Annotated in this window: 20 protein-coding genes and 1 tRNA gene; 5 read left to right on the plus strand and 16 right to left on the minus strand. The window is 62.5% G+C overall.

Annotation, left to right across the window (positions count from 1 at the left end):
* The first annotated feature begins 7 nt into the window (after positions 1–7).
* Together AC56LG_RS09245 and AC56LG_RS09250 are read left to right on the plus strand one after the other, a co-directional pair.
* The gene (locus AC56LG_RS09245) at positions 8–316 is read left to right on the plus strand and encodes a hypothetical protein (RefSeq protein ID WP_497165796.1); all 309 of its coding nucleotides are present in this window, start codon (positions 8–10) and stop codon (positions 314–316) included.
* Between the two features lie 197 nt (positions 317–513).
* Complete coding sequence (locus tag AC56LG_RS09250; protein WP_497165797.1) at positions 514–867, plus strand: hypothetical protein; 354 nt, start codon at positions 514–516, stop codon at positions 865–867.
* 56 nt (positions 868–923) lie between these two features.
* On the opposite strand, the gene sodC is transcribed toward AC56LG_RS09250, so the two are convergent.
* Positions 924–1,454, minus strand: a complete 531-nt coding sequence (sodC, locus tag AC56LG_RS09255; RefSeq protein WP_497165798.1) for a superoxide dismutase [Cu-Zn] SodC — start codon at positions 1,452–1,454, stop codon at positions 924–926.
* A 204-nt stretch (positions 1,455–1,658) separates the two neighbouring features.
* Between sodC and AC56LG_RS09260 the strand changes: the two genes are divergently transcribed.
* Together AC56LG_RS09260 and AC56LG_RS09265 are read left to right on the plus strand one after the other, a co-directional pair.
* A complete protein-coding gene (locus AC56LG_RS09260; RefSeq protein ID WP_497165799.1) occupies positions 1,659–2,666 on the plus strand; it encodes a serine/threonine-protein kinase in 1,008 nt (335 codons plus the stop codon).
* Positions 2,663–3,301, plus strand: a complete 639-nt coding sequence (locus AC56LG_RS09265; protein ID WP_497165800.1) for a glycoside hydrolase family 25 protein — start codon at positions 2,663–2,665, stop codon at positions 3,299–3,301. The genes AC56LG_RS09260 and AC56LG_RS09265 overlap by 4 nt, the downstream gene beginning before the upstream one ends.
* A 9-nt stretch (positions 3,302–3,310) precedes the next feature.
* Here the strand turns inward: AC56LG_RS09265 and AC56LG_RS09270 are convergent, their stop codons facing one another.
* Positions 3,311–4,342 (minus strand): hypothetical protein, encoded by a 1,032-nt coding sequence (locus AC56LG_RS09270; RefSeq protein ID WP_497165801.1) that lies wholly within the window; start codon positions 4,340–4,342, stop codon positions 3,311–3,313.
* 87 nt (positions 4,343–4,429) lie between these two features.
* Complete coding sequence (locus AC56LG_RS09275) at positions 4,430–5,755, minus strand: hypothetical protein (protein ID WP_497165802.1); 1,326 nt, start codon at positions 5,753–5,755, stop codon at positions 4,430–4,432.
* Between the two features lie 282 nt (positions 5,756–6,037).
* On the opposite strand from AC56LG_RS09275, the gene AC56LG_RS09280 reads away from it, so the two are divergent.
* The gene (locus AC56LG_RS09280; protein ID WP_497165803.1) at positions 6,038–7,582 is read left to right on the plus strand and encodes a sigma 54-interacting transcriptional regulator; all 1,545 of its coding nucleotides are present in this window, start codon (positions 6,038–6,040) and stop codon (positions 7,580–7,582) included.
* Here the strand turns inward: AC56LG_RS09280 and AC56LG_RS09285 are convergent.
* The 13 genes from AC56LG_RS09285 to AC56LG_RS09345 form a co-directional block, all read right to left on the minus strand.
* A complete protein-coding gene (locus AC56LG_RS09285; RefSeq protein ID WP_497165804.1) occupies positions 7,513–8,205 on the minus strand; it encodes an alpha/beta hydrolase in 693 nt (230 codons plus the stop codon). The two genes, AC56LG_RS09280 and AC56LG_RS09285, sit on opposite strands and share 70 nt — an antisense overlap.
* A gap of 63 nt (positions 8,206–8,268) precedes the next feature.
* The gene (locus AC56LG_RS09290) at positions 8,269–8,847 is read right to left on the minus strand and encodes a cysteine hydrolase family protein (RefSeq protein WP_497165805.1); all 579 of its coding nucleotides are present in this window, start codon (positions 8,845–8,847) and stop codon (positions 8,269–8,271) included.
* A gap of 16 nt (positions 8,848–8,863) precedes the next feature.
* On the minus strand, positions 8,864–9,367 hold the full coding sequence (locus tag AC56LG_RS09295; protein WP_497165806.1) for an arsinothricin resistance N-acetyltransferase ArsN1 family B: 504 nt from the start codon (positions 9,365–9,367) through the stop codon (positions 8,864–8,866).
* A gap of 141 nt (positions 9,368–9,508) precedes the next feature.
* Complete coding sequence (rpoC, locus tag AC56LG_RS09300; RefSeq protein ID WP_497165807.1) at positions 9,509–13,756, minus strand: DNA-directed RNA polymerase subunit beta'; 4,248 nt, start codon at positions 13,754–13,756, stop codon at positions 9,509–9,511.
* A 143-nt stretch (positions 13,757–13,899) separates the two neighbouring features.
* Complete coding sequence (gene rpoB, locus AC56LG_RS09305) at positions 13,900–18,009, minus strand: DNA-directed RNA polymerase subunit beta (protein WP_497165808.1); 4,110 nt, start codon at positions 18,007–18,009, stop codon at positions 13,900–13,902.
* A 280-nt stretch (positions 18,010–18,289) separates the two neighbouring features.
* Positions 18,290–18,664 carry a 50S ribosomal protein L7/L12 gene (gene rplL, locus AC56LG_RS09310; protein WP_193688065.1) on the minus strand — a complete coding sequence of 125 codons (375 nt, stop codon included), beginning with the start codon at positions 18,662–18,664 and terminating at the stop codon, positions 18,290–18,292.
* A gap of 60 nt (positions 18,665–18,724) precedes the next feature.
* Positions 18,725–19,255: a 50S ribosomal protein L10 gene (gene rplJ, locus AC56LG_RS09315; RefSeq protein WP_192055846.1), complete on the minus strand. Its 531-nt coding sequence runs from the start codon at positions 19,253–19,255 to the stop codon at positions 18,725–18,727.
* A 275-nt stretch (positions 19,256–19,530) separates the two neighbouring features.
* On the minus strand, positions 19,531–20,226 hold the full coding sequence (gene rplA, locus AC56LG_RS09320) for a 50S ribosomal protein L1 (protein ID WP_192055848.1): 696 nt from the start codon (positions 20,224–20,226) through the stop codon (positions 19,531–19,533).
* Positions 20,226–20,657: a 50S ribosomal protein L11 gene (gene rplK, locus AC56LG_RS09325; RefSeq protein ID WP_192055850.1), complete on the minus strand. Its 432-nt coding sequence runs from the start codon at positions 20,655–20,657 to the stop codon at positions 20,226–20,228. The genes rplA and rplK overlap by 1 nt, the downstream gene beginning before the upstream one ends.
* A gap of 111 nt (positions 20,658–20,768) precedes the next feature.
* A complete protein-coding gene (gene nusG, locus AC56LG_RS09330; RefSeq protein ID WP_497165809.1) occupies positions 20,769–21,410 on the minus strand; it encodes a transcription termination/antitermination protein NusG in 642 nt (213 codons plus the stop codon).
* Positions 21,410–21,799 carry a preprotein translocase subunit SecE gene (gene secE, locus AC56LG_RS09335; RefSeq protein WP_435762710.1) on the minus strand — a complete coding sequence of 130 codons (390 nt, stop codon included), beginning with the start codon at positions 21,797–21,799 and terminating at the stop codon, positions 21,410–21,412. Before secE ends, nusG begins: the two co-directional genes overlap by 1 nt.
* A gap of 36 nt (positions 21,800–21,835) precedes the next feature.
* A tRNA-Trp gene (locus AC56LG_RS09340) sits at positions 21,836–21,911 on the minus strand.
* 111 nt (positions 21,912–22,022) lie between these two features.
* A partial coding sequence (locus AC56LG_RS09345; RefSeq protein WP_497165810.1) for an EF-Tu C-terminal domain-related protein occupies positions 22,023–22,266 on the minus strand: 244 nt, incomplete at its 5' end.

Below are 22,266 nucleotides of genomic sequence, written 5' to 3' on the forward strand. Positions count from 1 at the left end.
GACCAGGATGAAGAAGCGGAAAGCAGAATCGCTTGCTCCCCTTCGCGCGCGCAGAGGGATGATCTGGTACACGCCAGAAGATTGGCAACGTCTAAAAGCGACAGCGGTCGATCCGGACAAATTCAAAGAAAGCTTTGCGCAATGGGAGTCCTTTATGACAGCGAATTTCGAGAAAATGCATCAGCGCTATCCGGATTTAACGAAAGTCCATATCGACGCAGACGAATTCTTTGCCTGGTGTCGTTTGCACTTGCTGACGAACACTGACCTGGTGCGAGCGGAATTCATCGTGCAAAAAATGCGCGCCGCCGCTTGATCGAAGATAGCGAACCGGTCGACAAGAATGGATGGCAGCTGAACGAAGGTTACTCCGTGCCACGCAACGAGCATGTACGCATGGCATGCTGCGTGCGCGCCCGCTTGCCATGAAATATTATTTCACGCAGCAAGAATCCTGAAATATTCTTTCATTCAACCCTTGTCTTGAAACGTACTGGTATCGAAAGGTGAGCCATGAAAAAACGAAAAGGACAGCAGCAGGTCAATCCGTCTCCATCCGACACCGTTGTCGGCATAGGCTGGTATACCCCGCCGGAATGGGCGCGCGTAAAAACGACTGCTACCGATGCCGATCTTCTCGAGGCCACCTTCCCGGAGTGGGAGGCGATGGCGACCGACAGCCTCGCCATGGTGCGCAAGCGCTATCCGAATGCAACGAAAGTATTCATCGCCGCCGATGAATTCCTCACCTGGCGTCATCTGCGCGCGCTGCCCAATGACGCTAAAACACGCGCGGAATTCGTTGCGGAGAAGCTGCGCGCCACGACCCCGTTGCTGCCGTCGACCAGTCCAGGCAGCGGACGTTAACGAGTCCGGGATGCGACCCGGCTGAGCATCTCAACGCAGCCGGGAGACGTTTTGTATTACTCGATGATCCCGCACATGATGCGCGCCCCGCCACCACCTAACGGCGCCGGATGATCCGCATGATTATCCCCGCCCGCATGCACCATCAGCGCCTTGCCCTTCACATCGGCCAAAACTTTCAGCCGCGGCGCCAGCACCGGATTGTTCGCCGCCCCTGAACTCTCGACATACAGCGCCGGCAAATCACCGATGTGTCCATTCCCCCACGGTAGCCCGTGCTGCTTGGTCTTGCCCGTATCCAGGTGCCCGCCCGCCGCCCCCGCCGGCACCGGCTTGCCATCCTTCTGGTTGGTGTCGCAGCTGCCGTTCTCGTGCACGTGGAAGCCGTGGATTCCCGCCGGCAGGCCGGTCAAGGCCGGCGTGAACACGAGGCCGTATTTCGATTCGCTGATCGTGACCGTGCCGCCCGACTTGCCGACACCGGCGTCCGACACCGCATTCATCGTCGCGCGCAGCTCGGCCGCATGCACGGTCGCTACCGCCCAGGTCGAACTCAGCAACAGTGCACAAATCCATTGCGCTTTCATGGCATCCCCTTTCGAAGGTTATTGAACGAAACAAGTAATGTCCGAGTGTAGGCCATTCGCGCCGGCCGGGGCGTCCGGCTGGGTATCTTCGAGGTTCATGCAGCCCGGTTTGACTAATGGTGGCCAATCCACTTCAATGGTCAAGCCGTAGTGATTTGCCAGTCAACCCCTGTCAAACGTTCTTGCCGACCTCCGACGCCCAGCATGGACACCACCGAATCCCAGACCCAGGCAACGCCGGCCGACGACGCACGCGCAGGACACTACCGCATCCGCCGCCTGCTCGGCGAGGGTGGGTTCGGCCAGGTGTTCGAGGCCTGGGACGAACAGCTATGCCGCCCGGTGGCGCTCAAGCGCCTGCGTGCGCGCGACGCGGGGCCGACCGCCCTGCTCGACGAAGCCCGGCGCGCCGCTGCGCTGCGCCACCCCGCCTTCGTGCGGATTTTCGCCGTCACCGGCCAGGGTGCACACCAGTCGATCGTCATGGAACTGGTGCAGGGCCGGACGCTGCGCCAGTTTTTGGCGGCCGGCGTGCCGGGCTGCGCTGCCGCGCTCGACATCGCCGCCGAGATTGCCGACGCAATGGCCGAAGCCCACGACATCGGCCTCGTCCACGGCGACATCAAGCCCGCGAACCTGATGCTCGATGCCGGGGGCAAGGTGCGTATTCTCGACTTCGGTCTGGCACATCGCGCCGATCCGCTGGCGACCGGGTCCGGGCCGCCGACCGATGCACAAGGCACCTTTGCCTACATGGCGCCGGAGCGCCTGCTCGGCCATCCGCTCAGCGCCGCCTGCGATGTCTATGCGCTCGGCGTGCTGCTCTACGAAATGCTGGCCGGCCAGCGCCCGTTCGCGGAACTCGACGGCCTGGCATTGGCTGCAGCGCACGTGCAAACGCCGCCGCAAGCCTGGCCGCTGCCCGCGCACCTCGATCCTGGCCTCGTGCGCCTGGTACGCGCGCTGACGGCGCGCGATCCTGCGCAGCGCATTGCGTCGATGCGCGCTGCCGCCGATGCAATCGACGCCCTGCACGACACGCAAACCTTGTGCCGCCGCCTGCGCCAGGAAGGCAGGGACCGGCTGGACGGGTTCGATGGCGGCGTCCCCTGGCAGATATCGCTGGAACTCAAGGTGCGCATCCAGCGCGGCCGGCCGCGCCGGCGGCCCGGGTGGAGGCCATTCATGAATTTCACCAAGGAGAGAGCATGAGCAACACCTGCCTGCAGGGACTCGACGTATCGCATTACAACGGCCAGATCGACTGGATGCGGGTGGCGGCCGACCCGTCGCGCCCCGCGTTCGCCTATGCCAAGGCCTCGCAAGGCTGCGGCAATGCCGATCCGATGTTTACGGCCAACTACGCCGGCATCAAGGAAGCGAAGCTGCTGCGCGGCGCCTACCACATGTTCTGCCCGGACCAGCCGGCAGGCGCGCAAGCCGAGCACTTCCTGTCGGTGCTGGGCCGCGCCGGCGGCGACCTGGCGCCGATGCTGGACGTCGAGCTGGCCGGCTGCGGCGTCGGCCAGGTCGCCTATGCCGCGGCGGTGATGGCGTGGCTGGACGCCGTCGGCACGGCCTTGCAATGCAAGCCGGTCATCTACACGAACGCCCATTTCTGGGAGACCAACCTGGGCAGCTTCCACAGTTTTTGCGCTTATCCGCTGTGGATTGCCGAATACACGGCGCGGCCGGCGCCGGTACTGCCGCCCGGCGCCACCCGCCATGACCTGTGGCAGTACAGCGATAGCGGCCGGATTGCCGGCATCGCCGGCAATGTCGACCTCGACAGGTTCAACGGCGACGCCGACGCGCTGCGCGCATTGCTGTGTCCACAGGCCGGCTGAAAATCGGGTTCAGGTAAACACTTCGATCGTCACGCCGACGATCCAGGCGCCGGCCGCACGCGCCTGGTAGGCCGCGCCGCCGGCGGGGCTGGCCGGCGTGGCCACTGGCGCCGGAAACGTAAACCCGCCGATTTCGACCGCCGCCGCCTCCTTCAGCGCGGCGCCGGTGGCGCTACTCACCGGGTCCGGGCCGACGATGCGCAGCACCGGATTGTAGGCAACGATCAGGCTGCTGACGCGGCCGCCCAGCATGCCCGCATACGGCTGCGTGGACGAGGCGAAGCTGGAGACGAAGGGGCCGTCGCGGCCCAGCCTGAGCAGGCTGTCGTCGAACCAGCTGCCGGGCGTCACGCTCACCTGCGACAGCGCGCTGGCCGTGATCAGCGCATGCTCGACGTCGTCGATCAGCGAGATGGCTTGCTGTTGTCCGCCCGGCGCGGTGAGCATCAACGCCTTTTCGCCGGTGATCGGCACCGACAACGAGACTTCTCTGTTCGGGTCGGTGGCGACCTCGGCCACCCAGGCCGTGACCGAAGTGCTGAGGCCATACACCATGCACCAGCGCGTGATGCCGGCGCCGTCGGCCACCCTGGCCCAGCCGTCGGGCGCCAGCGCCGTCACCGGCGAATCGGTCGGCCGCGTGGTGGCGGCGATCGCGCTGGCCAGCCGCGCCGGCAGCGGGAATGTAGCGGGCGCGAGCAGGCTCAGGAAACTGGCGTAGTTGTCGCTGAAACTGGCGCCGCCCGGTGCGTACGGGACCCCGGATTCAGTCGAGCCCGGCATACGGTCGGCCAGCACGAATTGTTGATAGGCGAGAAATCCGACCGCCGGCGTCGGCCAGTCCCAGGGCACCATCGGCCGGAACAGCTGCACGATGGGCGCGGCGCCGGCCTGCGGGCCACGCGGCATCATCTTGTCGCCGGCGGGACCGCGCCGCCAGGGTCCGGGCGAAGGCGAAGGCGCGGGCTGCGCCCCGAGCACGTCGGCAATCGCCTGGCTCAGGCCGGCGATCACGGTGACAGGCGGGTCAGCTTCGCTCATGGGGGGCCTCGTTCAAGGATAGTGTTCGAACAGCGGCGCCGGGCCAGCCTGCACCCGGCGCCGCCCTGCCTTACCGTGGCGCCGGCATCAGGCGTCGTTGGTACCCGGGAAGCCGACGATGACGCCGATGATCTGCGGATCCTGCGAAGTGCTGCCGCCGCTGAAGGTGTTCATCTTGGCCGTGCTCTTGGTGAACTCGGAGGCACTGCCGCCGGAGCCGCCGAAGGTGAACGGGCCGATGCGCAGGCCGCCGCTGGCCTCGAACTTCTGCTTGTTCTGCTGGTACGTATTGGCGCTCATCGTGATTTCGAACGATGGTTGATAGACCAGCACCAGCTCGGCCACGCGGGTGCCGGCGATCCCGTACTGGCCGAACAGCGACGACGTGCCTTTCCCGCCCTTGGCCATCCACGGCGCCACGATGGTATAGCCCTGGCCGCCCGCGCCCTGGCTGCTGGCAGCGAGCTCAGCCAGGAAGCCGCCCGGATACCAGGCGCCCGGATTGACTTTCACGCGCGTGCTCGACTTGACCATGATCTTGACCTTGACGCTCGAATCCTGATTGAACATGTCGGTCTTGTCCCAGCCGCCGCCGCCGCTCACGCCCCAGAACGGCGTCTGGATGCCGGCCGAACCGCCGGCCCAGGAATGGGTCATGTCCGCACTCTGTTCCGACTGGCTGAGGTCGATCGTGAATGCGCCCTGGGTGCCCTGGGTCAGCGCGGCGCGCCAGTCGCCGCCGGTGGTGTCCATCGCCCATGCCGGCTGGAATTGCAGCATGCCGGAGCCGTCGGGCACCTTGGTCCAGCCGGCCGGCGCCGCCATCGAGGCCGGGTCGCCCGTCGGCTTCGTCATGGCCGTGATCGCGTCCTGCAGCGTGGACGGCATGGCCGCCTTTTCCAGTTCGTTCTTCATGTCGACCGCGCGCGAAAAGGCTTGCTGGGCGTCATTGATGGCCTGGTTGTAGGCGCTCGCTTCGGGCGCATTGTTCAGCCAGGCATTGATATCGGGATACTTGGCGGCGAAGATCAGCCCGCCGTTCTGTTTCGACGACAGGTAGGCCTGGTTCATGTTGCTGTTGGCCTGGACGACGGCGTTGCTTTTCTCGGTGCACATGTCCATCAGGCGTTTCTGGTCGGACTGCATCTCCGGGCTCAGCTTGAAGGTGACGTGCCCGAAGATCGACTTCACGGCATCGAAGAACTGCGCATCCTTCGACGAATAATTGCCGATCGGCGACCACTGCGGCATGCCCGAGATGATCTGGTAGGCGCTCGGGTCCATCTGGCCGGTCGGCGGCACGGAAAACACGAAATCCTTGGGCGTGCCGATGACCTGGAAGGGCAAGCCGTTCATCCCCATGGCTTCGGCGATCTGGTTATAGATCTGGCTGTACATGCTGTCGTTGTTCATTTGGTTTCCCCCGGAATTGGAAAGCGGTTCAGTTGGCTACGGCATCGGGTGACACATGGCGCGTAGGTTGGCGCCCGTCTGATCCATATCAAGTTCCATGCCAAGCTCGGCCGCCCGCAGTCCGCACGACGCCGCCGGAAAACAGCGTCCGTTGACACGTCAACGACGCGTGTTGACATGTAAAAAGCTGCCGCTTCGACTCCCTTTCCCGCTGTGCACGGGTCCGCTCGTGCCATAATTCTTGAGTGCAGCCCCCTCCGCGGGCGCCTGGAGAAGCCAGCCATGGAAGACCAGGAACAGACGCAGACTTCGCCGCTGGCCGCGCTGGCCGCATTGGCAAGCAGCGGCGTGCGCATGCTCGGCTTGACGATCCTGTGGCATCCGGACCAGGCCCGCATCGGCGCCCAATACCTCGGGCCGCTCGGCCCCGGCACCATCGAACTCGGGCGCTATATTCCCGCCTTCCGCTGCCTCGATGCGAGCGAAGCGGCGCTCGGCACGCTGCAGGTGGCGCGCGCGCCGCTACGCATCACGCGCGGCACCGACGACAGCGTGACCCTGGACGCGCCCGCGAGCCGGATGACGGTGCTGCTCGACGGCGTCGCGCTCGGCGCCGGCATGCGCCTCGACCCGGAACAGGTAAAAGGCGGCGCAGTGCTGGAGCTGGGCGGCTCGGTGCTGGTGTGCATCCACTGGATGGCGGGTCTGCCCCAGGCGGGCGGGCGCAGCGAACTGCTGGGCGTGAGCGATGGCGCAGTCAGGCTGCGCGAACTGGTACGCCAGGTGGCCGCCACCACCCTGCCGGTGCTGCTGCTGGGCGAGACCGGCACCGGTAAGGAAGTCGTCGCGCGCGCGATCCACGCCGCGAGCAGCCGGCGCGATGCGCCGCTGGTGAGCGTGAACATGGCGGCGCTCAACGAGTCGCTGGCGGCGGCCGATTTATTCGGCGCCGAAAAAGGCGCCTACACCGGAGCACAAGCGGCGCGCCAGGGATTTTTCGGCGAAGCCGACGGCGGCACCCTGTTCCTCGACGAGATCGGCGACACCCCGGCCGCCATCCAGCCGATGCTGCTGCGGGTGCTGGAAACGGGAGAATACCGCCCGCTCGGCGCCCGTGCCAACCGCGTCAGCGGCGCGCGCCTGGTCGCCGCCACCGACCAGGACCTGCAGGCGCGCGCTTTCAATCAACCGCTGCTGCGCCGGCTCGAAGCCTTCGTCATCCGCACGCCGCCCCTGCGCGAGCGGCGCCCGGACATCGGCCTGTTGATCGCTTTTCAATTGGCGCGTGCGTGCGGCCCTGATGGCCCGGCCGTCGCGCTACCGACGGCATGCGTGAACGCCCTGTGCCGCTTCGACTGGCCCGGCAACATCCGCCAGCTGAACAATGTGGTGCGGCGCCTGGCGATTGCCATCCCGGCCGGCGCGCCGGTGCTGCTCGACGAGTTGCTGGGTGTGCCCACGCCGGCGCTTGTGCGATCGGCCGCTGGTCCCGGCATCCGCCGCCGCCGGCGCCTGCACGAGGTGGACGAGCACGAGGTACTGAATGCGATGAACGCGGCGGGCTGGCAGGTGCAGGCGGCCGCCGAGGGGCTCGGCATTTCGAGGCCATCGCTGTATAAACTGCTGGCGGCGCACCCGGCGATCCGCACGCCGGAACAGATTCCCATCGACGAGATCCGCCACGCCCTGCACCTGCACGCCGACGACCTGACTATGTGCGCCTCCAGCCTGCGCACCCCGGCCGAAGCCTTGCGGCGCTACCTGCGCGCGAATGGGCTGCTCAGCCAATCCACCGCTTCCAGCGCCACTTCGGGCGGGATCACGTGACCACCCTGGAATTCCCGGTACGTCAACGGATACCCCGCAGCACGCAACCGGCGCACGATCGCACGGCTGCAGGGATCGATCGGCAGCACGGCGTCAAGCTCGCCATGCGACACGAACACGGCCGGCGCGCCGCGCGCTTCGATCGGTCCGACGAAGCCGGGAGAAAACGCCAGCACGTGGGTGAACAATTCGCCGTTGGCCAGGCCCAGCGTCAACGCATACGAGGCGCCATCCGAAAAGCCGCCGATGGCGAGATGCGCCGGATCGACCGCATAGCGGCTGAACACATAGTCGAGCGCGCGGTCGACCAGGGTCAGGTCGGCGCCATAGGCGCGGCCGGCGATGATGTCCCAGGTACCGTCATGCGAAGCCGGCGCCACCAGCAGCAAATTCTCCTTGTCGGCCAGGTGCAGCAGGATGCGCAAGCCATCGTGGGCGTGGCCGCCGGCGCCGTGCAGCAGCAGGACCAGCGGCGATGGCTGCTCGGGGCGATACCGCGGCGGCACATAGAGATAACTGTCGCGCCGGCTGCCGAGGCCGAGCTTGCGCAGGCCGGGGACGTGATGGGGCGCGTCCGCGGCGGGATGCGTGAAGCTTGCGCTGAGATGGCCCTGCTCGTTCATTCAGGCCTCCTTTGTCGGGGCCAGTGTAGAACGGCGTGCACCCGTGCGGCGCGAGCTTTGGTGTCAGCGGTCGCGACTGGATGTTGCAGAGAGTTCAGCCAGCACGCCGCGCGTGTCCATGATCGTCGCATAATCGCTCATCAGATTGGCGAGCGCCATCGCGTGTACCTCGTCGGCGCTGCGCTGCACGCCGGCATAGTCGCGCATGGCGAAGGCAAAGGTGGCGTCGGCGACGACGACTGTATCGAACCCCAGGTTGCCCGCCGTGCGCGCACTGCTCTCCACCGAATTGTTGGTGCTGACGCCGGCCAGCACGAGCCGGTGCACACCGCGCACCCGCAGCCAGCGCTCGAGCGCGCTGTTGATGAACGCGTCCGGCACGTTCTTCTCGACCACGTGTTCGTGCGGCAGCGGTTGCAGGGCTGGCTGAAACTCGACGCCGGACTGGCCGGGTGCGAACGGAGAGGTAGGCGAGCGCGAAATATGGCGCACGTGGACAACCTGCCCCTGCGCCGTCCGCCAGGCCTGCAGCAACTGCGCGATGTTGTCTTCCGCCTGCGGATTGTTGCGGCTACCTGCAGCGGGATTCGCCATGCCCTGTTGCATGTCGATGATGATGAGGCACGGCAGTGGCGTGTGCATGCGGGTCCATATCAGATCAGTTGAGTTTCAGCTGCCAGTAGCCGACATCGATCCAGCGGCCGAATTTCATGCCCACTTCGCTGAAGTGCGCCACTTTTATAAATCCTAGTCGCTCGTGCAGGCGCACGCTGGCGTCGTTCGGCTGGGCGATGCCGGCGATGACGAGGTGCAGGCCACGCTGGCGCAGTTCGGCCAGCAGGGCCTCATACAGCATGGTGCCCGCGCCCTTGCCTGCGTGGTCAGAGTCAAGGTAGACCGAGCTTTCGACGGAATGGCGGTAGGCGGTGCGGACGCGCCATTTGGTGGCGTAGGCGTAGCCGATCAGTTTGTCGTTCTCAAACATGACCATATACGGGAGCGTGGCCGCTGCTACGTCTGCAATGCGTTGGGTTATGTCGGCCGGTGTGACTGGTTCTTCCTCGAACGAGATGGTCGTGGTTGCGATGTAGTGGTTGTAGATCGTGCAGATGTGTTCGGCATCGGCAGCGGTGGCAGGACGAATTGTTCTGGTCAAGGTCATTGCGGAGCGAGCGCGTCAGATGAATGTTTATTAAGCAACTAACGACCATGGTAACGCGCATCCAGCCAAGTCGCTATCGATATGGTACGGATAAAAAAAACGGCACCCGAAGGTGCCGTTCTTGTCCAGCTAACTAACCGATTACTCAGCGTCGCCGTGATGCTCAGTCGTCTGCGCCTGAGCCTGGTCTTCCATGGCCTGCAGCTCAGCCGCCATGTTTGCCTTCTCCTGCTGCAGCAGTGCCTGGCGCTCTTCCGCCTCCCACACTTCCTTCTCCTTGCGGGCGCGGTGGAATGCCAGACCGGTACCGCCAGGAATCAGGCGGCCGACGATGACGTTTTCCTTCAGGCCACGCAGGCCGTCGCGCTTGCCCATGATGGCCGCTTCGGTCAACACGCGGGTGGTTTCCTGGAACGATGCGGCCGAGATGAACGAATCGGTCGACAGCGATGCTTTGGTAATACCCAGCAGCACGTTTTCGTAGGTCGCCTGCAGTTTGCCTGCGGCTTCCATGCGGTCGTTCTCTTCCAGCAGCTCCGAACGCTCCACCTGCTCGCCGACGATGTAGTCGGTGTCGCCGGCTTCGACGATCGCCACACGGCGCAGCATCTGGCGCACGATCACTTCGATGTGCTTGTCGTTGATCTTGACGCCCTGCAGACGGTAGACGTCCTGCACTTCGTCGACGATGTAACGTGCCAGCGCTTCGATACCCAGCAAGCGCAGGATGTCTTGCGGATCGGCCGGGCCGTCGACGATCATCTCGCCCTTGTTCACGACTTGGCCGTCGTGCACCAGCACTTGCTTGTCCTTGGTGATCAGGAACTCGTGCTTGTTGCCGTCCATGTCCGTGATTTCCAGACGCTGCTTGCCCTTCGTTTCCTTACCGAAGGCCACCGTACCGGTGACTTCCGCCAGCATGCCCGCGTCTTTCGGCGAACGTGCTTCGAACAGTTCGGCAACGCGCGGCAGACCACCGGTAATGTCGCGGGTCTTCTGCGATTCGGTCGGGATACGTGCCAGCACTTCACCCACCGAAACGGTTTGACCGTCCTTCACCATGATCAGCGAGCCGACCTGGAAACCGATCGTCACGGCGTGTTCGGTGCCGGCGATCTTGACTTCCTGGTTTTCATCGTTCAGCAGTTTGACCTGCGGACGCAGCACTTTGCCTGCGGAGCCACGGCGCTTCGGATCGATCGCGACCAGGGTCGACAGACCGGTCACTTCGTCGACCTGGCGAGCGACGGTGACGCCCTCTTCCACGTTCTCGAAGCGGATCGTGCCGCCGTATTCCGTGATGATCGGACGGGTCAGCGGATCCCAGGTTGCCAGGGCGGTACCGGCTTTCACCGACAGGCCGTCCTTGACAATCAGGGTCGCACCGTACGGCACCTTGTGGCGCTCGCGCTCGCGGCCGTGGTCGTCCGTGATCAGGACTTCGCCCGAACGCGAGATGACGATCTGCGCGCCCTTGCCGTTGGTGACGTAACGCATGGTCGCCGTGAAGCGGACCGTACCGTTCGACTTGGCTTCGACCGACGAGGCCACTGCCGCACGCGATGCCGCACCACCGATGTGGAAGGTACGCATGGTCAGCTGGGTACCCGGCTCACCGATCGACTGTGCCGCCACGACGCCGACTGCTTCGCCGCTGTTGACCAGCATGCCGCGGCCGAGGTCACGGCCGTAGCACTTGGCGCACAGGCCGTAGCGCGTGTCGCAGTTCAGTGGCGTACGGACCTTGACTTCGTCGATGCCCAGACGCTCGATCTCTTCGACCATGTCTTCGTCCAGCAGCGTGCCGGCTTCGTACACGGTTTCCTGGGTTTCAGGGTTGACGACATCGGTGCCCGTCACGCGGCCGAGGATACGGTCGCGCAGCGCTTCGATGACTTCACCACCTTCGACCATCGCCTTCATGTGGGTACCGTTGCTGGTGCCGCAATCGTCCTCGATGACCACCAGATCCTGGGTCACGTCGACCAGGCGGCGGGTCAGGTAACCCGAGTTTGCCGTCTTCAGCGCGGTGTCGGCCAGACCCTTACGGGCGCCGTGCGTCGAGATGAAGTACTGCAACACGTTCAAGCCTTCGCGGAAGTTCGCGGTAATCGGCGTTTCGATAATCGAACCGTCCGGTTTCGCCATCAGACCACGCATACCCGCCAGCTGGCGAATCTGGGCTGCCGAACCACGGGCGCCCGAGTCGGCCATCATGTAAATCGCGTTGAACGATTCCTGGGTGCCTTCGGTACCGTCACGACGGGTGACCGGCTCGACTTTCAGCTGGTCCATCATCGCCTTGCCGACTTCATCGGAGGTCTTGCCCCAGATGTCGACGACCTTGTTGTAACGCTCGCCGGCGGTGACCAGACCCGAGGCGTACTGCTGCTCGATCTGCTTCACTTCCGCTTCGGCGGTCGCGATCATGCCCTTCTTGACGTCCGGGATCATCATGTCGTCGACGGCGATCGAGATACCGGCGCGCGTCGCCAGGCGGAAGCCCGACTGCATCAGCTTGTCGGCGAACACGACGGTCGCACGCAGGCCGCACTTGCGGAACGACGTGTTGATCAGCTTGGAGATTTCCTTCTTCTTCAGGGCGCGGTTCAGCACGCTGAACGGCAAGCCTTTAGGGAGGATCTCGGACAGGATCGCACGGCCGACGGTCGTCTCGTAACGGGTCACCGTACGCTCGAACTCGTCGGTACCGGCAACGCGTGGATACTCGACGATACGCACGGTGATGCGGGTCGCCAGTTCGACTTCCTTGTTGTCGTAGGCGCGCAGGACTTCCGACACGTCCGGGAACAGCATGCCCTCGCCCTTGGCGTTGATCGCCTCGCGCGTCGCGTAGTACAGACCCAGCACGATATCCTGCGACGGCACGATCGACGGCTCGCCGTTCGACGGGAACAGGATGTTGTTCGACGCCAGCATCAGGGTACGCGCTTCCATCTGCGCTTCGATCGACAGCGGCACGTGGACTGCCATCTGGTCACCGTCGAAGTCGGCGTTGAACGCCGCGCAGACCAGCGGGTGCAGCTGGATGGCCTTGCCTTCGATCAGGACCGGCTCGAACGCCTGGATACCGAGACGGTGCAGGGTTGGTGCACGGTTGAGCATGACCGGGTGTTCCTTGATGACATCTTCGAGGATGTCCCAGACCACCGGTTCCTGGATTTCGACCAGCTTCTTGGCCGCCTTGATGGTCGTAGCCAGACCCATCAGTTCGAGCTTGTTGAAGATGAATGGCTTGAACAGTTCCAGGGCCATCAGCTTCGGCAGGCCGCACTGGTGCAGTTTCAGCTGCGGACCGACCACGATGACCGAACGGCCCGAGTAGTCGACGCGCTTGCCCAGCAGGTTTTGACGGAAACGGCCGCCCTTGCCCTTGATCATTTCAGCCAGCGACTTCAGCGGACGCTTGTTGGCGCCGGTCATCGCTTTGCCGCGACGGCCGTTGTCCAGCAGCGAGTCGACCGCTTCCTGCAGCATGCGCTTTTCGTTACGCGTAATGATTTCCGGCGCGCGCAGTTCCATCAGGCGCTTCAGGCGGTTATTACGGTTGATGACGCGGCGATACAGGTCGTTCAGGTCGGAGGTCGCGAAACGGCCACCATCCAGCGGGACGAGCGGACGCAGCTCCGGCGGCAGGACCGGGAGCACTTCCATGATCATCCAGTCAGGCTTGATGCCCGAACGCTGGAACGCCTCGAGCACTTTCAGGCGCTTGGCGTATTTCTTGATCTTGGCTTCGGATTTCGATTCCTTCAGTTCCACGCGCAGGGCTTCGGCATCGCGGTGGATGTCGATCGAGCGCAGCAGTTCACGGATACCTTCGGCGCCCATGTAGGCGGTGAAGTCGTCGCCGTACTCTTCGTACTTGGCGGCGTAATCGTCTTCCGACATGATCTGGCACTTCTTCAGCGGGGTCATGCCGGGATCGGTCACGACGTATGCTTCGAAGTACAGGACGCGTTCGATATCGCGCAGCGTCATGTCCAGGACCATGCCCAGGCGCGATGGCAGCGACTTCAGGAACCAGATGTGCGCGGTTGGCGAGGCCAGTTCGATGTGGCCCATGCGCTCACGGCGCACCTTGGCAAGCGTGACTTCGACGCCGCACTTTTCGCAGATGACGCCGCGGTGCTTCAGGCGTTTATATTTGCCGCACAGGCATTCGTAATCCTTGATCGGGCCAAAGATCTTGGCGCAGAACAGGCCGTCACGCTCAGGCTTGAAGGTACGGTAGTTGATGGTCTCGGGCTTCTTGACTTCACCGAACGACCACGAACGAATTTTTTCGGGCGACGCCAGGCCAATCTTGATGGCGTCGAAGCTTTCATTTTGCTGTACTTGCTTGAATAGATCGAGCAGTGCTTTCATGTATCACTCCAGAGGTGACTAAATTTCTATTTTGGGATGCTTATTGGAAGCACCCCAAACCAAGCGGCATTTCGAAAGGGGAACGGGAGTAGTTGGGGACTCCCGTTCCAAAAGCAAGACCAGCCTGCCCTTCCTTCTGCTTCTTAGTTACGCTCGAGGTCGATATCGATACCCAGCGAGCGGATTTCCTTGACCAGCACGTTGAACGATTCAGGCATGCCGGCGTCGATCACGTGGTCGCCTTTGACCAGGTTCTCGTACACCTTGGTACGGCCATTCACGTCATCCGACTTCACAGTCAGCATTTCCTGCAGCACGTACGATGCGCCGTACGCTTCCAGTGCCCACACCTCCATCTCACCGAAGCGCTGGCCACCGAACTGGGCTTTACCGCCCAGCGGCTGCTGCGTCACCAGCGAGTACGGACCGGTCGAACGCGCGTGCATCTTGTCGTCGACCAGGTGGTGCAGCTTCAGCATGTGCATGAAGCCGACGGTGACCTTGCGCTCGAACGCTTCGCCGGTGCGGCCGTCGTGCATCGTGACCTGGTTCTTCGACGGCGTCATGCCCAGGTGGGCTGCGATGTCGTCCGGGAACGCCAGGTCCAGCATGCGGCGGATATCCTCTTCGTGGGCGCCGTCGAACACCGGCGTCGCGAACGGCACGCCGTTCTTGAGGTTATGCGCCAGGCTCAGGATTTCTTCATCGCTGAAGCTGTCCAGGTCTTCCTTGCGGCCGGTTTCGTTGTAAATCTTGCCCAGGAAGACGCGCAGATCCGCTGCCTTCGCTTGCGCCGCCAGCATTTCGCCGATGCGCCAGCCCAGGCCCTTCGCCGCCCAACCGAGGTGGGTTTCGAGGATCTGACCGACGTTCATACGCGATGGAACGCCCAGCGGGTTCAGCACGACGTCGGCCGGACGGCCATCGGCCATGAACGGCATGTCTTCGACCGGCACGATACGCGAGACCACACCCTTGTTACCGTGGCGGCCCGCCATCTTGTCGCCCGACTGCAGGCGGCGCTTGACGGCCAGGTAGACCTTGACCATCTTTTGCACGCCAGGCTGCAGCTCGTCGCCTTGCGTCAGCTTCTTGCGCTTCTCTTCGAAGGCCAGGTCGTACTGGTGGCGCTTCTCGTTGATCGATTCCTTGATCGCTTCCAGCGCGTTCGCCGATTCGTCGTCCGCAGGGCGGATGTCGAACCAGTGGAACTTGTCCAGGTCGGCCAGGTATTCGGACGTGATGACCGCGCCCTTCGCCAGCTTCTTCGGACCGCCGTTGACGACCTTACCGACAAGCATACGCTCCAGACGCTGGAAGGCGTCGCCCTCCACGATACGCATCTGGTCGTTCAAGTCCAGGCGGAAACGTTTCAGTTCGTCGTCGATGATCTGCTGTGCACGCTTGTCGCGGGTGATGCCTTCGCGGGTGAACACTTGCACGTCGATCACGGTGCCGACCATGCCCGAAGGCACGCGCAGCGAGGTGTCTTTCACGTCCGACGCTTTTTCGCCGAAGATCGCGCGCAGCAGCTTTTCTTCCGGCGTCAGCTGGGTCTCGCCCTTCGGCGTGACTTTACCGACCAGCACGTCGCCGGCGGTGACTTCGGCGCCGATGTAGACGATGCCCGATTCATCCAGGCGCGCCAGCTGGTTTTCGGCCAGGTTCGAAATGTCGCGGGTGATTTCTTCCGCGCCCAGCTTGGTGTCGCGTGCAACCACCGACAGCTCTTCGATGTGGATCGAGGTGTAACGGTCATCCTTGACGACGTTTTCCGAGATCAGGATCGAATCCTCGAAGTTCAGGCCGTTCCACGGCATGAACGCGACCAGCATGTTCTGGCCCAGGGCCAGTTCGCCCAGGTCGGTCGATGCGCCGTCGGCAATCACGTCGCCACGGGCAACGCGATCGCCAACCTGCACGATCGGACGCTGGTTGATGTTGGTGTTCTGGTTCGAACGGGTGTACTTGATCAGGTTGTAGATATCCACACCGACTTCGCCGGCTTGCGCCTCGTCGTCGTTGACACGAATAACCACACGGCCCGCATCGATGTAATCGACGACACCGCCACGCACGGCTTGCACGGTGGTGCCCGAGTCGACCGCGACGGTGCGCTCGATACCGGTACCGACCACGGCCTTTTCAGGACGCAGGCAAGGAACGGCCTGGCGCTGCATGTTGGCGCCCATCAGTGCACGGTTCGCGTCATCGTGCTCGAGGAACGGAATCAGCGAGGCTGCGACCGAGACGATCTGGCCTGGCGCCACGTCCATGTACTGGATGCGCTCTGGCGAGACCAGGATCGTTTCGCCCGCTTCACGTGCCGAGACCAGTTCGTCGACCAGCTGGCCTTCGCCGTTGATCGCTGCATTCGCCTGGGCGATGATGTAGCGGCCTTCTTCGATGGCGGACAGGTAATCGATCTTGTCGGTGACCTTGGAACCTTCGACCTTGCGGTACGGGGTTTCCAGGAAGCCGTATTCGTTCAGGCGGGCGTACAGAGCCAGCGAGTTGATCAGGCCGATGTTCGGGCCTTCAGGCGTTTCGATCGGGCACACGCGGCCGTAGTGGGTCGGGTGCACGTCGCGCACCTCGAAGCCGGCACGTTCGCGGGTCAGACCGCCAGGTCCGAGGGCGGAAACACGGCGCTTGTGCGTGATTTCCGACAGCGGGTTGGTCTGGTCCATGAACTGCGACAGCTGCGACGAACCGAAGAATTCGCGGATCGCGGCCGAGATCGGCTTGCTGTTGATCAGATCGTGCGGCATCAGGTTGTCCGCTTCGGCCTGGCCGAGGCGTTCCTTGACGGCACGTTCGACACGCACGAGGCCGGCGCGGAACTGGTTTTCGGCCAGTTCGCCCACGCAACGTACGCGGCGGTTACCCAGGTGATCGATATCGTCGACTTCGCCGCGGCCATTGCGCAGCTCGACCAGGATCTTGATCACGGCCAGGATGTCTTCGTTCGACAGCGTCATGTTGCCGGTCAGTTCGTCACGGCCGATGCGGCGGTTGAACTTCATGCGGCCCACTGCCGACAGGTCGTAGCGCTCAGGGCTGTAGAACAGGCCGTTGAACAGGGCTTCGACCGACTCTTCGGTTGGCGGTTCGCCAGGACGCATCATGCGGTAGATCGCCACGCGCGCGGCCATCTGGTCGGCGGTGTCGTCGGTGCGCAGGGTTTGCGAGATGTAGCCGCCCTGGTCGAGGTCGTTGGTGTACAGGGTCTGGATCGCGTCGACGTTGGCGTCGCGCAGTTTACCCAGCAGCTCGTCGGTCAGCTCGTCGTTGGCCGAAGCGATGATCTCGCCGGTGTCGGCGTCGACGATGTTGCGGGCGACGATACGGCCCAGCAGGTAGTCTTCAGGCACCGAGATGGCTTTGATGCCGGCCGCTTCGATGTCACGCACGTGCTTGGCATTGATGCGCTTGTCCTTGGTGACCAGCGTCTTGCCGGTCTTCGGATCGACGATGTCGAAGCGCGCGACTTCGCCGCGCAGTCGCTCGGACACGAATTCGATTTCCGCGCCTTCGGAGCGCAGGTTGAAATTGTCGAAGACAAAGAAGTTCGCCAGGATCTGTTCCGGCGTCATGCCAATGGCCTTCAGCAGGATCGTCACCGGCATCTTGCGGCGGCGGTCGACGCGGAAGAACAGGATGTCTTTCGGGTCGAACTCGAAGTCCAGCCACGAGCCGCGGTAAGGAATGATACGTGCCGAGAACAGCAGCTTGCCCGACGAGTGCGTCTTGCCGCGGTCGTGCTCGAAGAACACGCCCGGGGAGCGGTGCAGCTGGGAGACGATCACGCGCTCGGTGCCGTTGATGACGAACGAACCGTTGGCGGTCATGAGCGGCAATTCGCCCATGTACACTTCCTGCTCTTTCATTTCCTTGACGACCGGCTTGGTCGGCGATTCCTTGTCCAGGATCACCAGGCGCACTTTGGCGCGCAGTGGCGAGGCGAAGGTCAGGCCACGCTGTTGGCATTCCTTGACGTCAAACGCGGGGTCGCCCAGCACGTAGGACAGGAATTCGAGGCGAGCGAAGCCGTTATGCGACACGATCGGGAAGATCGAGCTGAAGGCCGACTGCAGGCCTTCGTTCTTGCGCGCGGTGGGACCTGCGTCCGCTTGCAGGAAATTCTCGTAGGATTCAAGCTGGGTAGCCAGAAGATATGGAACGTTGTGAACGTTGGCGCGCTTCGCGAACGACTTGCGAATGCGTTTCTTCTCAGTAAATGAGTAGTGCATGGACACTCCGTGAGTGACAGAAAGGATGAGAATTCAGGGATTGCCAGTGGTGGAGCGACCACATACAAGGCCTCAAGTCTCTTGCTGTTCTGCCAGATGAAAAGGACAGGCTACTGCTGTGTTACGATTTTGCTGCGGTGCTGCGATGCTGCGAATGATGCCGGGGTAATACGTTTGCCGCAGGGACGACAAAAGAGCCAAAGCCGCAGCACCGCCTTCCGGCGGGGCTTGCAAGCTTTGACTCGGGCGTTGGGCACCTTGCGATGCCCATTGCTTTTGATTACTTCAGTTCTGCCTTGGCGCCTGCATCTTCCAGCTTTTTCTTGGCTGCTTCTGCGTCTGCTTTTGGCAGGGCTTCTTTCACGGTCTTCGGTGCGCCGTCGACGACGTCTTTGGCTTCCTTCAGACCCAGGCCGGTGATTTCGCGGACGGCCTTGATGACGCCGACCTTGTTCGCGCCGACTTCGGTCAGCACGACGTTGAATTCGGTCTGCTCTTCGACTGCTGCAGCAGCGGCGCCGCCGCCAGCTGCCGGTGCTGCCATTGCAGCTGCCGACACGCCGAACTTCTCTTCGAATGCCTTGACCAGTTCGTTCAGGTCCATGACGGACATTTCGCTCACTGCGTTCAGGATATCGTCTTTGCTAATTGCCATTTGAAACTCCAGATGTATGTTGTGTGTAGTTCAGTTAGTACTTGAGAAAAAAGGCCGCGCTTACGCTGCTGCGGTTTCTTCGGCTGCAGGAGCAGCTTCCGAACCTTCGCCTTTTTTCGCTGCCAGGGCAGCCAGACCACGTGCAAAGCCCGACACCGGAGCCAGCATCACGCCCAACAGCTGCGAGATGAGGACTTCACGGGATGGGATGCTTGCCAACGCGGTAACACCAGCTACGTCGAGCTGCTTACCTGCGTAGTTACCGGCTTTCATGACCAGCTTGTCGTTGGTTTTCGCGAAGTCAGCGATGACTTTAGCGGCAGCAACGGCGTCGTCCGAGATCGAATAGATCAGCGGACCGGTCATGGCGTCAGCCAGCGGGGCAAACTGCGTGCCTTCGACAGAGCGGCGCGCCAGCGTGTTCTTCAGAACACGCAGGTACACACCCTGGGCACGTGCGGTTGCACGGAGTTTCGTCAAGTGACTAACCTGGATGCCACGGTACTCGGCCACGACGATCGTTTGCGCGGTTGCTACTTTCGCGCTCACTTCTTCGACGACGGCCTTTTTGTCATTCAGATTAAGACCCACGGTCAATCTCCTTAAATGATGCCAACAACAGCGTCGGCATCGGTTCGAACACGGCGTCCGAAGTTAAGAAGTCTAACTAACGCGGATGAGCTCACGCAGCATGGACTACAAAACTTGTTCGGGTACACCATCTGCGTTGGGTGATGTATTAACCAGTTGCCCAACCACTGCTTCCGGCCCAACGGTCTTTGATTGCCTGCCGGAGCGTATTCGACTCCAGCAGCCCAAAGATGCGCCCCGCTGATGTTTTGCGGGGACTTGATTCTTTATAAAACTTAAGCGGCGATCGAAGCGTGATCGACGCGGACGCCCGCGCCCATCGTCGACGAGATCGCGACCTTGCGCAGGTACACGCCCTTCGAGGTGGCCGGCTTGGCCTTGTTCAGCGCTTCGATCAGGGCCGACAGGTTGGCCTTCAGATCGGCATCGGCGAACGACTTGCGGCCGATGGTCGCGTGGATGATGCCCGACTTGTCGGTACGGTACTGGACCTGACCGGCTTTGGCGTTCTTCACCGCGGTGGCGACGTCAGGGGTGACGGTGCCGACCTTCGGGTTAGGCATCAGGCCACGTGGGCCCAGGATCTGGCCCAGGGTACCGACGATACGCATGGTGTCTGGCGAAGCGATGACGACGTCGAACGGCATGTCGCCGGCCTTGACGCGCTCGGCCAGGTCTTCCATACCGACGATGTCGGCGCCGGCTGCACGTGCAGCTTCAGCCTTGTCGCCCGACGCGAAGACGGCGACGCGCACTTCCTTGCCGGTGCCTGCTGGCAGGACGACCGAACCGCGAACGACCTGGTCCGACTTCTTCGGATCCACGCCCAGCTGAACGGCGACGTCGATCGACTCGTTGAACTTGGCGGTTGCGAATTCCTTGACCAACGACACTGCGTTGTCGAAGGCGTAGACCTTGTTACGGTCGACTTTCGCTTTCATTTCTTTGACGCGCTTGGACAGCTTAGCCATTACAGACCCTCCACCGTGATGCCCATCGAACGTGCCGAGCCAGCGATGATACGCACTGCTGCGTCCATGTCTGCTGCGGTCAGGTCCGGCTGCTTGGTTTTTGCGATTTCTTCTGCCTGGGCACGGGTCAGCGTACCGACTTTGTCGGTATGTGGCTTCGGCGAACCCTTGGTGATGCCAGCGGCTTTCTTGATCAGGTAGGTTGCCGGTGGGGTCTTCATCACGAAGGTGAAGGACTTGTCGGCGAACGCGGTGATCACGACTGGGATCGGCATGCCTGGCTCGAGACCCTGGGTCTGGGCGTTGAACGCCTTGCAGAATTCCATGATGTTCAGGCCGCGCTGACCCAGTGCTGGGCCGATCGGTGGGGATGGGTTTGCTTTACCAGCTGCAACTTGCAGCTTGATAAAACCAATGATCTTCTTTGCCATGTTTGGCTCCTGGTTGCTATGAGTAGTAGCGCCCCACCGCTACTACCTAGCTCGGCGGGGCTCCTCTTACCGGATTCCGCCTTGCTGCTGCGACGCCCCGATGAGTGCGTTTTAAACTTTTTCTACCTGCCCGAACTCCAGTTCCACCGGAGTTGCGCGGCCGAAGATGGTGACAGTCACACGCACCTTCGATTTTTCGTAATTCACTTCCTCGACGTTGCCGTTGAAGTCGGTGAACGGGCCTTCCTTGATGCGGACCTGCTCGCCCACTTCGTACAGCACTTTCGGCCGTGGCTTCTCGACGCCTTCCTGGACCTGCTGCATGATCTTGTCGATCTCGCGCGCTGGAATCGGGGTTGGCTTGTTCGATTTGCCGCCGATGAAACCGGTGACCTTGCTGGTATTTTTGACCAGGTGCCAGGTCTCGTCGGTCATTTCCATCTCGACCAGCACGTAGCCAGGGAAGAAGCGGCGCTCGGTAACCGATTTGCTGCCGTTCTTGACTTCCACGACTTCTTCGGTCGGGACCAGGATCTGGCCGAACTGCTCGCTCATGCCGGCGCGCTCGATGCGCTCGGTCAGGGCGCGCATGACGCTCTTTTCCATGCCGGAGTAGACGTGAACGACATACCAGCGCTTGTTGCTGACCGGGACGCTCACGGGCGCGGCTTCTTGCGCCGCTTCCGGAGTCAAATCGCCAGCGTCAGACGCCGGAATCTCTTCCGGCGCATTGTCTTGGACATTTTCGTTCATTATTGCTTCCACCCCAGGACCAGGTCGTACAACAGGAATTCCAACAGCTTATCCGTGCCCCACAGGAAGATCGCCATCACGACGACAAAGGCGAAAACGATCATGGTGATCGTGGTCGCTTCCTTGCGGGTCGGCCAGACGACTTTCTTGGTTTCGCGAACGGACTCTTTGGCGAAGTTCAGGAATTCGCGGCCGGAGGTGGAAGTCCACAAAAGCAGGACGGCAAAAACTAAACCAGCCACGAGGGCGCCGGCGGCGACCAAGGCTGGTTTGTTTTGGCCCTTCAGGTAAAAGAACCCGATTACGCCTGCAATCGCGGCAACCACCGCCAGGGCCACCTTAAACTTGTCATTCGAGGTGCTAACGGTTTGCACGGATTGATTAGACATTCTTCTTTACTTTCGGTGCTGCGCACCAGAATTCGGTGGCAGGGGCGGAGGGAATCGAACCCGCGACCTTCGGTTTTGGAGACCGACGCTCTGCCAATTGAGCTACACCCCTACGAAGACTTCAGCTGAATCGCGCATTCTACAGCATGTGCGCACATACTGCGAATGTTTTTGAAGAGGTGGTTGGCGCCACCTCCTCGGCACAACACTTACTACTAACTACTTAGGCAATGATCTTTGCAACCACGCCGGCGCCGACGGTACGGCCGCCTTCGCGGATTGCGAAGCGCAGGCCTTCTTCCATCGCGATCGGGTTGATCAGCTTGACGGTGATCGACACGTTATCGCCTGGCATGACCATTTCCTTGTCCGCTGGCAGCTCGATCGAGCCGGTCACGTCGGTGGTACGGAAGTAGAACTGCGGACGGTAGTTGTTGAAGAACGGGGTGTGACGGCCGCCTTCATCT

The sequence above is a fragment of the Telluria sp. ZB2R32 genome (assembly GCF_059685715.1).